We start from the raw sequence: 10,564 nt of genomic DNA on the forward strand, positions 1-10,564 counted from the left end.
CGCCGGCGCGACGATCGGCGCGGTCGGCGCGGTCGCGGTCGGAGCCTGGCGGGGCGGCTCGGGCGCAGGTGTCTGGGCGGCGGGAGGCTCGGCGGGGGCGGGCGTCTCCTGCGCCAGCAGGGGCGTGAACGGGAGCGCGCCGGCCGCGAGCAGCAGGGCGATGGCGCGTCGGGAAGGGATCGGTTGATTCATGACAGGAGAAGAACGACCGTCAGCGGCGCCGGGCGCGCGGCCGCGGCCGTCGCGCGACGAGGCGTGGCCGGCGAGGGACAGAAGGAAGGACCGCCCACGGGGCCGCGGCACTGGCGTGGCGCGATCGCGCTGCTACGCTGGCGGCATGAAGCCCCTGCTCAATCTCGCCTTCCGCATCCGCCAGCGACTGTGGCGGATTTTCCGGCCACGCACCCGCGGCGTGAAGGCAATGCTGTTCAACGCCGCCGGCGAGATCGTGCTGATCCGCAACACTTACGGGCGGTCGGACATGTTCGTGCTGCCCGGCGGCGGCATTCGCCCGTTCGAGGAGCCCAGGGCGGCCGCCCGCCGCGAGGTGCGCGAGGAGCTCGGCTGCGCGGTGTTCGATCTCGAGCCGGTCTCGACGCATGTCAGCGGCGCCGAAGGCAGGAAGGACACGATCTACCTGTTCCGGGGGACGATCGCCGGAGAGCCGGTGCCCGATCGCTTCGAAGTCGCCGAGGCGGCGACCTTTCCGCTCGACCGCCTGCCCGAGACCGTCTCGCCGGCGACGCTTCGCCGGATCGACGAGCATCTCGGCCGCCGCGTCCCCGACGGCGCGTGGTGAGGTCCTTCATCCCGGCGACAGCTGCGCAGCCTTAGCTCCGTCCGATGCGCCGTTGCTGGACGATGCCTCTGCTCCTTCTGCTCGCCTCGGCCGCGCCTGCGACGAGCCCAACGACGAGCGCCCCGCCGGCCGCGCTCGGACTGGACCCCTTCTACGGCCGCTATGTCGATGCCGGCGGCATCCCGATCGTGTCCTCGCTGCGTGTTTCCCCGGAAGCCCTGTTCGTCGCCCGCGACATCATCGACGGGCTGCTGGCGCGGCGCCCCGACCTTCGTCGCGAGCTCGTCCGCCAGGGCGTCAGGGTCGGCATCATGGCCGAGGAGGAGAGCACCACCGATCTTCCCGAGCAGCGCCACTGGAAGAAGCCGTCGCGGGACGATCCGAGGCTCACGCAATGCGAGCTGAAGAGGTTCGACGAGATCGAGCGCATGAGCGATCGCGATTATTGGGATCGGCGCGCCCGGGGCACCGGCGGCACCTACACGACGGTCGGCGTCGAGAATCTGCTCGGGCGCAGCGGAACCCGATATTTCGGCGAGAGCATTCTCGTCCACGAATTCTCCCACCGCATCCTGGCGGCGGTCGAGGTGGCCGACCGCCCGCTGTTCGCGGCGATCGAGCGCGCTTATGCCGACGCGATCCGCGCCGGACGCTGGCGGGGAGATTATGCCGGCGTCACGCTCCAGGAATATTGGGCGGAAGGCACCCAATTCTGGTTCGACACCAACATGCTGGCGCGGCTCGACGACGCCGCGATCGTCTCGCACGACGATCTGCGCCGCTACGATCCGGCGCTGTTCGCGGTTCTCGCCCGGGTCTACGGCCGGCGGCACGTCCTCGCCGCCGACGTGTTCAACCGCCACCCCGCGCGGCTGAACGTTCCCGAAGGCTATAGAAGCGCCGACTGCTAGTGATTGCCCTCCCGGCGTTCGCCGGGATGACGATGTGGGGACAGGAAGGCTTCGAACGCGCTAGTTCATCAGCTCCACCGCGACCGCCGTCGCCTCGCCGCCGCCGATGCACAGGCTGGCGAGGCCGCGCCGCTGGCCATGGGTCTCGAGCGCGGAGAGCAGGGTCGCCATGACGCGCGCGCCGCTCGCGCCGATCGGATGGCCGAGCGCGGTCGCGCCGCCATGGACGTTGATGATGTCGTGGCCGATGCCGAGATCCTGCATTGCGATCATCGCGACGCAGGCGAAGGCCTCGTTGACCTCGAACAGGTCGACGTCGCCGATCGTCCAGCCGGCGCGGTCGAGCGCCTTTTTCATCGCGCCGACCGGGGCGGTGGTGAATTTCGCCGGCAGATGGGCATGGGCGGCATGAGCGACGATCCGCGCCACCGGCGCGATGCCGAGGCGATCGGCGACCGACTGGCGGGTGATCACCATCGCGGCCGCGCCGTCGGAAATCGAGCTGGCGTTGGCGGCGGTGATCGTGCCGTCCTTGGCGAAGGCGGGCTTGAGGCTCGGAATCTTGGACGGATCGCCCTTGGACGGCTGCTCGTCGGCGTCGACCGTGACCGCGCCCTTGCGGCCAGCGATTTCGACGGCGACGATCTCGCGGTCGAACCAGCCTTCCGACTGCGCCTTCTGGGCACGGGTCAGCGAGGCGATCGCATATTCGTCCTGCGCGGCGCGGGTGAATTGATATTCGCCGGCAGATTCCTCGGCGAAGCTGCCCATCAGCCGGCCCTGCTCATAGGCATCCTCGAGCCCGTCGAAGAACATGTGGTCGATGATCCTGTCGTGGCCGATCCGCGCGCCGCCGCGGTGCTTGGTCATCAGATAGGGCGCGTTGGTCATGCTCTCCATGCCGCCGGCGACGATCAGGTCGGCCGAGCAGGCGGCGATCGTGTCGGCGGCCATGATCGCCGCCTGCATGCCCGATCCGCACATCTTGTTCACCGTCGTCGCCTCGATGTGGTTGGGCAGGCCCGCCTTCAGCGCCGCCTGGCGGGCCGGGGCCTGGCCGAGGCCGGCGGGAAGCACGCAGCCCATGTAGATCTTCTCGATTGCCTCGTGGGCGACGCTGGCGCGCTCGACCGCCGCGCCGACCGCGGCGGCGCCGAGCTCGGTCGCCGAGGCGCCGGCCAGCGCGCCCTGGAAGCTGCCCATCGGCGTACGGGCATAAGACAGGATGACGATCGGATCGGTGGACATGCAATCTCCTATTCCTCCCCGGCACGGGGAGGTGGCAGCGCGAAGCGCTGACGGAGGGGCTGGCACGAAGCTGGCCAGCTCGGTGCCAGCCCCTCCACCAAGCTTCGCTTGGTCCCCCTCCCCGTACCGGGGAGGAATTGCCATCCATCTAGTCCTTGGCGCCCGCTTGTTCAAATCGCGCGGGCTCTGCTAGGGCGGCCGCAACAGGAGAGACAGAATGGCCGATTTCGGGCTCGATTTCGCGCTCGGCGAGATGGCGGACGCCATCCGCGAGACCACTGCCCGGTTCGCCGCCGATCGCATTGCGCCGCTCGCCGCGCGCATCGACGCGGAGGACTGGTTCCCGACCGAATTGTGGCCCGAGATGGGCGCGCTCGGGCTTCACGGCATCACCGTCGAGGAGGAGTTCGGCGGCCTCGGCCTCGGCTATCTCGAGCATGTCGTCGCCCAGGAAGAGGTCGCCCGCGCGTCGGCGTCGATCGGCCTCAGCTACGGCGCGCATTCGAACCTCTGCGTCAACCAGATCCGCCGCTGGGCGAGCCCCGAGCAGAAGCAGAAATATCTGCCGAAGCTGATCAGCGGCGAGCACGTCGGCTCGCTCGCCATGTCGGAGGCCGGCGCCGGCTCGGACGTCGTCTCGATGAAGCTCCGCGCCGAGAAGCGCGGCGACCGCTACGTGCTGAACGGCACCAAATTCTGGATCACCAACGCGCACCATGCCGACGTGCTGGTCGTCTACGCCAAGACCGGCGAAGGCTCGCGCGGCATCACCACCTTCATCATCGAGAAGGGGATGAAGGGCTTCAGCCTCGGCCAGAAGCTCGACAAGATGGGGATGCGCGGCTCTCCGACCGGCGAGCTCGTCTTCGACGATTGCGAGGTGCCGGAAGAGAATGTGATGGGGCCGCTGAACGGCGGCGTCGGCGTGCTGATGTCGGGTCTCGACTACGAGCGCACGGTGCTCGCCGGCATCCAGCTCGGCATCATGCAGGCCTGCCTCGACGTCGTCCTGCCCTATGTGCGCGAGCGCAAGCAGTTCGGCCAGCCGATCGGCGGCTTCCAGCTGATGCAGGCCAAGATCGCCGACATGTACGTCGCGCTCAATTCGGCGCGCGCCTATGTCTATGCCGTCGCCCGCGCCTGCGACGCCGGCGAGACGACGCGCTTCGACGCGGCCGGCGCGATCCTGCTCGCCAGCGAGAATGCGGTGCGGGTGTCGCTCGAGGCGATCCAGGCGCTGGGCGGCGCCGGCTATACCAAGGACTGGCCGGTCGAGCGCTTCATGCGCGACGCCAAGTTGCTCGACATCGGCGCCGGCACCAACGAGATCCGCCGCATGCTGATCGGCCGCGAACTGATCGGCGCGGCATGAGCGAGACGCTGATCGATTTGCTGCAATATTACGGCGCAGCAGCGGGCGCGATCGCGGCGCTGATCGTCAGCCTCGATCTCGGGCGGCGCTGGACCGGCTTCGGCTTCTGCATCTTCGTCACGTCGTCGATTGCCCTGCTGCTCTGGGGCTTCCTGTCGAAGGAAGGCGAGGGGATCGGCGCGCAGAACGGAATCCTGTTCGTGATCAACGTGATCGGCGTCTATCGCTATCTGATCCGCAAGGCTCCGCCGCAGCCGGCCGCCGAGGCCGGGGCATGACCGTGTTGACCAGCAGGATCGACGACGGGTCCGACGATTTCCGCCGTTTTGCTGCGCACAATCGCGCGCTCGCCGCGGAGCTTCGCGCCCGCGCCGGCCAGGCGGCGCTCGGCGGCCCCGAGAAGCATCGCGCGCGCCACGTCTCGCGCGGCAAATTGCTGCCGCGCGAGCGGGTGATGCGGCTGCTCGATCCGGGCGCGCCGTTCCTCGAGATCGGCCAGCTCGCCGCGAACGGCATGTACGGCGACGAGGCGCCGGGCGCGGGAATGATCGCCGGCATCGGCCGCGTCTCGGGGCGCGAGTGCATGATCGTCGCCAACGATCCGACGGTGAAGGGCGGCGCCTATTTCCCGCTGACCGTGAAGAAGCACCTGCGCGCGCAGGAGATTGCTCGCGAGAACCGGCTGCCGTGCCTCTATCTGGTCGACAGCGGCGGCGCGAACCTGCCGCACCAGGCCGAGGTCTTCCCCGACCGCGAGCATTTCGGGCGGATCTTCTACAACCAGGCGCAGATGTCGGCCGAGGGCATCGCCCAGATCGCCTGCGTGATGGGCAGCTGCACCGCCGGCGGCGCCTATGTCCCGGCGATGTCGGACGAGACGGTGATCGTGCGCAACCAGGGCACGATCTTTCTCGGCGGCCCGCCGCTGGTCAAGGCGGCGACCGGCGAGGTGATCTCGGCCGAGGATCTCGGCGGCGCCGAGGTCCACGGCCGCCGCTCCGGCGTGGTCGATCACGTCGCCGAGAACGACGAGCATGCGCTGGCGATCGTGCGCAGCATCGTCGCGCGGCTGAACGGCGTGAAGACGGTCGATCTCGACCTCGCCGATCCGGTCGGGCCGAAATACGATCCCGAGGATCTCTACGGCATCATTCCCGACGACGTGCGCACGCCGTACGACGTGCACGAGGTGATCGCGCGGATCGTCGACGGCTCGGAGCTGCACGAGTTCAAGCCGCTCTACGGCACCACCCTGGTCTGCGGCTTCGCCCGGATCTGGGGCATGCCGGTCGCGATCCTCGCCAACAACGGCATATTGTTCTCGGAAAGCGCGCTGAAGGGCGCGCATTTCATCGAGCTCGCCTGCCAGCGGCGCACGCCCCTGCTGTTCCTGCAGAACATCTCCGGCTTCATGGTTGGGGGAAAATACGAGGCAGGCGGCATCGCCAAGGACGGCGCCAAATTGGTCACCGCGGTGGCGACCGCGCAGGTGCCGAAGATCACCGTCCTGATCGGCGGCAGCTTCGGCGCCGGCAATTACGGCATGAACGGCCGCGCCTACGGGCCGCGCTTCCTGTTCACCTGGCCGAACAGCCGGATCAGCGTGATGGGCGGCGAGCAGGCGGCGAGCGTGCTGGCCACCGTCCACAAGGACGCGGAGAGCTGGACGCCGGAGCAGGCCGAGGCGTTCAAGGCGCCGATCCGCCAGCGCTACGAGGACGAGGGCAATCCCTATTACGCCACCGCGCGCCTGTGGGACGACGGCATCATCGACCCGGCGCAGACGCGGGACGTGCTCGGCCTGGCGTTCAGCGCCTGCCTGAACGCGCCGATCGCGGAGCGCGCCAGGTTCGGCGTGTTCCGGATGTGATCATGGACCAAGATGGGTTCAGTTTTGCGCTCGGCCTGCTGGCAATCGCCATTCTGGTATCGGGTCTCCACCGGGGCGCTTTCGATATTCAGTTCCTTCACGCGAACCGCAGGGAGCGGCCGGTGGGATATTGGTTCTGTGCACTTGTGCTGGCAGTAATCGCACTCGAGGCCCTAGGGCGTGCGTGGGCGGGGTGTGCCGAATGCTGAAAACTCTGCTCATCGCCAATCGCGGCGAGATTGCCTGCCGGATCATTCGGACTGCGCGGCGGATGGGGATTCGGACCGTGGCGGTGTTCTCCGATGCGGACCGGCATGCGCTGCACGTGCGCGAGGCCGACGAGGCGGTGCATCTCGGGCCGTCGCCGGCGCGGGAGAGCTATTTGCTCGGCGATAAGATCGTCGTCGCGGCGCGGGCGATCGGCGCCGATGCGATTCACCCGGGCTACGGCTTCCTGTCCGAGAACGTCGCCTTCGCACAGGCGGTGATCGACGCCGGCCTCACCTGGGTCGGCCCCAAGCCGGCCTCGATCGAGGCGATGGGGCTGAAGGACGCCGCCAAGAAACTGATGGACGCCGCCGGCGTGCCGACGACGCCCGGCTATCTCGGCGAGGACCAGGCGCCCGAGCGGCTCCATGCCGAGGCCGATGCGATCGGCTATCCGGTGCTGATCAAGGCGGTGGCCGGCGGCGGCGGCAAGGGCATGCGCCGGGTCAATGCCTCGGCGGAGTTCGCCGAGATGCTGGCGAGCTGCAAGCGCGAGGCGGCGGCGGCGTTCGGCGACGACCGCGTGCTCCTCGAAAAATATATCGAGCGGCCGCGCCACATCGAGGTGCAGGTGTTCGGCGACAGCCACGGCAACGTCGTCCATTTGTTCGAGCGCGACTGCTCGCTGCAGCGCCGCCATCAGAAGGTGATCGAGGAGGCGCCGGCGCCGGGCATGGACGAGGCGACTCGCGCCGCCGTGTGCGAGGCCGCGGTGAAGGCGGCGCGCGCCGTCGACTATGTCGGGGCCGGGACGATCGAGTTCATCGCCGATGCGTCCGAGGGCCTGCGCCCCGACCGGATCTGGTTCATGGAGATGAACACCCGGCTCCAGGTCGAGCATCCGGTTACCGAGGAGATCACCGGCCAGGACCTGGTCGAGTGGCAGTTGCGCGTCGCCGCCGGCGAGTCGCTGCCGCTGATGCAGGACGCGCTGCGGATCCGCGGCCATGCGGTCGAAGCGCGCCTCTACGCCGAGGACCCGAACCACGAATTCCTGCCGTCGATCGGCCGGCTCGACCATTTCGTGCTCGGCCGCGGCGTGCGGGTCGACACCGGCGTCGAGGAAGGCGACCGGATCAGCTCCTATTACGATCCGATGATCGCCAAATTGATCGCCACCGGCGCGAGCCGCGAGGAGGCGATCGACCGCCTGGTCGACACGCTCGACCAGATCGAGGTCTGGCCGGTCAGGACCAACGCCGCCTTCCTCGCCCGCGCCGCCGACGACGCGGATTTCCGCGCCGGCGACGTCGACACAGCGTTCATCCCGTCGCGGCTCGACCGGCTGCTGCCCGAGGCGGCGCCGTCGGAGCCGGTCTGGAACCTCGCCGCAACCGCTCTGCTCGCGTCCGATTTCGGCCGTGCCGAGGAAGGCGATCCGTGGGACGCGCTGCAGGGCTTCCGGCTCAACGCCGCCGACGATTTGCGGGTCGCGATCGCGCATGGCGGCGAGACGCGAACGATCGACGCCGGCGGCGATCCGCCGATCGAAGGCGTGGCCACCGCCGAGGGCGCCGCGGTGCTGGTCTTCTCGTCCGGCCAGGCCTTCGCCTTCACCCTGCCGGGCAGCGGCGGGGGCGGGGCGGCCGGCGCCGCTTCGGACGGGACCCTGCTCTCGCCGATGCCGGGGCGGGTGCTGTCGGTGGAGGTTCGCCAGGGCGACCGCGTGGCCAAGGGCCAGAAACTGGTCACGCTCGAGGCGATGAAGATGGAGCACAGCCTGACGGCGCCGTTCGACGGCGTGATTGCCGAGCTAGCGGCCGCCGAGGGTGCCCAGGTGACCGAGGGCAGCCTGCTCGTGCGGGTCGAGAAGGGGGAAGGATGAACCATTTCCGTCGTCCCGGTGAAAACCGGAACCTCAGGTCGCGAACGCGCCGGCGCCTTTTCCTGCACGAGATCCCGGCCTTCGCCGGGATGACGAGGCGATAGTGGGGGGCCGCTTCTTCGACGAGTGGGTGCTGGGCGACCGACTGCCTCATCAGCCGCATCGCACGGTGACCGAGACCGACAATCTGCTGATCTCGACGCTGACCCACAATCCGCAGCCGCTGCACATCGACGCCGAATATGCCGCGAGCACCGAGTTCGGCCGGATCGTCGTCAACGGCACCTTCACCTTCGCCTTGATGGTCGGCCTCTCGGTCGGCGACACGACGCTCGGCACGCTGGTCGCCAATCTCGGCTACGACAAGGTGCGGATGCCCAAGCCGGTGTTCATCGGCGACACGCTGCGTGCCGAGACCGAGGTGATCGGCCTCAAGGATTCGCGCTCGCGCCCCGACGCAGGGATCGTGACGTTCGAGCACCGGATGATGAACCAGCGCGACGAACTGGTCTGCGTCTGCGAGCGGACGGCGCTGATCCGGAGGCGGGGGTGAGGCTGCGCTCGCTGCTGTTCGTGCCGGGTGACCGGCCGGACCGGATGGAGAAAGCGCTGGGCTCCGGCGCCGACGCGCTGATCCTCGATCTCGAGGATGCGGTGGCGCCCGCGGCCAAGCCCGAGGCGCGGCGGGCAGTGGCAGCGTTCGTCGCCGCCAATCCCTCAGCGAGCCTCTGGGTGCGGATCAATCCGCTCGACGGGCCGGAGGCGGAGCGCGATCTCGACGCCCTGGTCTCGGCCCGGCCCGACGGCATCGTCCTTCCCAAGGCGGAGGGCGGCGTCTCGGTCGATGCGCTGGCGCGGCGGCTGACCGAGCGCGGAAATGCGACGGCGCGGATCCTCGCCATCGCCACCGAGACTCCGGCGGCGATGTTCCAGCTGGGCAGCTACGGCGGCGCCAAGCGGCTCGCCGGCCTGACCTGGGGGGCGGAGGATCTGCCCGCCGCGATCGGCGCCTCGACCTCCCGCGAGGAGGACGGCAGCTACACGCCGCCCTACCAGCTCGCCCGCTCGCTCTGCCTGTTCGGGGCGGCCGCGGCCGGCGTCGCGCCGATCGAGACGGTCTATCCGACGTTCCGCGATCTCGACGGCCTCGCCGCCTATGCCCAGCGGGCGCGGCGCGACGGCTTCACCGGCATGATGGCGATCCATCCGGCGCAGGTGCCGGTGATCAACCAGGCCTTCACGCCGACCGCTGACGAGATCGCGCACGCACGGGCGGTGGTCGCGGCGTTCGCCGCCCAGCCGGGCGCCGGCGCATTGTCGCTCGACGGCCGGATGATCGATCGGCCGCACCTGGTGCAGGCGCAGCGCATCCTCGCGGCGGCGGGGGAGTAAGTGCCTTACCCCATCCGGCACTTGCCGGAGGGGGCAGGGGGTGGCCTTTTTCGGCCCGCGCGCCTGGGAAGAGGAAGAGCCACCCCCCACCCCCTCCACGAAGTCGTGGAGGGGGAGGCGGAGTTGTGCAGACCGGATAGGGTGGTGACAGACTAGACCGGATACCTGGGTGACAGCTGTCTTATCGGCGAGGGAGACTCGCCGATGCCTTGGCAAGAGAGCTGTGCGATGGATGAGAGGGTGGCGTTCATCAGTGACTGGCTGGCGGGACATTGGACGGTGGTAGAGCTCGCCGGTCACTACGGAGTGAGCCGCAAGACGGCTTACAAGTGGATCGACCGGTACGCGTGCGAGGGCGTGGCGGGGTTGGCGGAGCGGTCGAGTGCGCCGCTGGTGCATGGCCGAGCGACGGACGAGATGCTCGTCGAGGCAATTTTGCAGCAGCGGGAGGAGCGTCCGAGTTGGGGCCCGCGGAAGATCATCGCAAAACTGGCACAGCGCCGTCCGGACTTGCCGTGGCCAGCGCCGTCGACGGCCGGCGAGATCCTGAAGCGGGCTGGCTTGGTGCAGTCGAGGCGCCGCCGAAATCGGGCGCCGCCGACGCTCGGCGGTCTGACGTGTGCGGAGCGCCCCAATCATGTTTGGGCGGTTGATCACAAGGGATGGCGTCGTCTTGGGGACGGGGAGCGCCTTGAGCCGCTAACGATCAGCGACAGCTTTTCTCGATACCTGATTGGCCTTTCTGCCGGCGCGACCACGCGCGGGGAGGAGGCGATGCCGGTGTTCGAGCGCGTTTTTGCGGCCTACGGGCTGCCCGAGATGATCCGCTCAGATAACGGCACACCCTTTGCCTCGGCCGGTGTCGTCGGCATGACCAAGC

General features: G+C 69.1%; 11 protein-coding genes. 9 read left to right on the forward strand and 2 right to left on the reverse strand.

Going from position 1 to position 10,564, the window contains the following annotated elements; genetic code table 11:
- Nucleotides 1-192 (reverse strand): hypothetical protein (locus E2493_RS22005; protein WP_225421620.1); only part of this gene is annotated, 192 nt, incomplete at its 3' end.
- Nucleotides 193-337: 145 nt separating this feature from the next.
- Between E2493_RS22005 and E2493_RS20250 the strand changes: the two genes are divergently transcribed.
- Nucleotides 338-799, forward strand: coding sequence for an NUDIX domain-containing protein (locus E2493_RS20250; RefSeq protein ID WP_135090496.1), 462 nt, complete (start codon nt 338-340; stop codon nt 797-799).
- A 62-nt stretch (nt 800-861) separates the two neighbouring features.
- Entirely contained in the window at nt 862-1,710 is an 849-nt protein-coding gene (locus tag E2493_RS20255) for a glycoside hydrolase (protein ID WP_135090498.1), read from the forward strand.
- 60 nt (nt 1,711-1,770) lie between these two features.
- Here the strand turns inward: E2493_RS20255 and E2493_RS20260 are convergent, their stop codons facing one another.
- Nucleotides 1,771-2,958: an acetyl-CoA C-acyltransferase gene (locus tag E2493_RS20260; protein WP_135090500.1), complete on the reverse strand. Its 1,188-nt coding sequence runs from the start codon at nt 2,956-2,958 to the stop codon at nt 1,771-1,773.
- A 217-nt stretch (nt 2,959-3,175) separates the two neighbouring features.
- Here E2493_RS20260 and E2493_RS20265 point away from each other — a divergent pair, with 217 nt between their 5' ends.
- The 7 genes from E2493_RS20265 to E2493_RS20295 form a co-directional block, all read left to right on the forward strand.
- Complete coding sequence (locus E2493_RS20265) at nt 3,176-4,330, forward strand: isovaleryl-CoA dehydrogenase (protein WP_135090502.1); 1,155 nt, start codon at nt 3,176-3,178, stop codon at nt 4,328-4,330.
- Nucleotides 4,327-4,608, forward strand: a complete 282-nt coding sequence (locus E2493_RS20270) for a hypothetical protein (RefSeq protein ID WP_135090504.1) — start codon at nt 4,327-4,329, stop codon at nt 4,606-4,608. The genes E2493_RS20265 and E2493_RS20270 overlap by 4 nt, the downstream gene beginning before the upstream one ends.
- Nucleotides 4,605-6,200, forward strand: a complete 1,596-nt coding sequence (locus E2493_RS20275; protein WP_135090506.1) for a carboxyl transferase domain-containing protein — start codon at nt 4,605-4,607, stop codon at nt 6,198-6,200. Before E2493_RS20270 ends, E2493_RS20275 begins: the two co-directional genes overlap by 4 nt.
- Nucleotides 6,201-6,402: 202 nt before the next feature.
- On the forward strand, nt 6,403-8,292 hold the full coding sequence (locus tag E2493_RS20280) for an acetyl/propionyl/methylcrotonyl-CoA carboxylase subunit alpha (RefSeq protein ID WP_135090508.1): 1,890 nt from the start codon (nt 6,403-6,405) through the stop codon (nt 8,290-8,292).
- A 103-nt stretch (nt 8,293-8,395) separates the two neighbouring features.
- On the forward strand, nt 8,396-8,845 hold the full coding sequence (locus E2493_RS20285) for a MaoC family dehydratase (RefSeq protein WP_135090510.1): 450 nt from the start codon (nt 8,396-8,398) through the stop codon (nt 8,843-8,845).
- Entirely contained in the window at nt 8,842-9,684 is an 843-nt protein-coding gene (locus E2493_RS20290) for an HpcH/HpaI aldolase/citrate lyase family protein (RefSeq protein ID WP_135090512.1), read from the forward strand. Before E2493_RS20285 ends, E2493_RS20290 begins: the two co-directional genes overlap by 4 nt.
- Before the next feature lie 240 nt (nt 9,685-9,924).
- The coding region (locus E2493_RS20295) for a helix-turn-helix domain-containing protein (RefSeq protein WP_167737662.1) at nt 9,925-10,564 on the forward strand (640 nt) is incomplete at its 3' end.

It is taken from the genome of Sphingomonas parva (ex Maeng et al. 2020) (assembly GCF_004564275.1).
GTDB lineage: Bacteria > Pseudomonadota > Alphaproteobacteria > Sphingomonadales > Sphingomonadaceae > Allosphingosinicella > Allosphingosinicella parva.

What these genes read in the sequence shown, in the direction of transcription:
- E2493_RS20250 (WP_135090496.1), top strand. Translation starts at nt 338, where the DNA reads ATGAAGCCCCTGCTCAATCTCGCCTTCCGCATCCGCCAGCGACTGTGG.
- E2493_RS20255 (WP_135090498.1), top strand. Translation starts at nt 862, where the DNA reads ATGCCTCTGCTCCTTCTGCTCGCCTCGGCCGCGCCTGCGACGAGCCCA.
- E2493_RS20260 (WP_135090500.1), bottom strand. Translation starts at nt 2,958, where the DNA reads ATGTCCACCGATCCGATCGTCATCCTGTCTTATGCCCGTACGCCGATG.
- E2493_RS20265 (WP_135090502.1), top strand. Translation starts at nt 3,176, where the DNA reads ATGGCCGATTTCGGGCTCGATTTCGCGCTCGGCGAGATGGCGGACGCC.
- E2493_RS20270 (WP_135090504.1), top strand. Translation starts at nt 4,327, where the DNA reads ATGAGCGAGACGCTGATCGATTTGCTGCAATATTACGGCGCAGCAGCG.
- E2493_RS20275 (WP_135090506.1), top strand. Translation starts at nt 4,605, where the DNA reads ATGACCGTGTTGACCAGCAGGATCGACGACGGGTCCGACGATTTCCGC.
- E2493_RS20280 (WP_135090508.1), top strand. Translation starts at nt 6,403, where the DNA reads ATGCTGAAAACTCTGCTCATCGCCAATCGCGGCGAGATTGCCTGCCGG.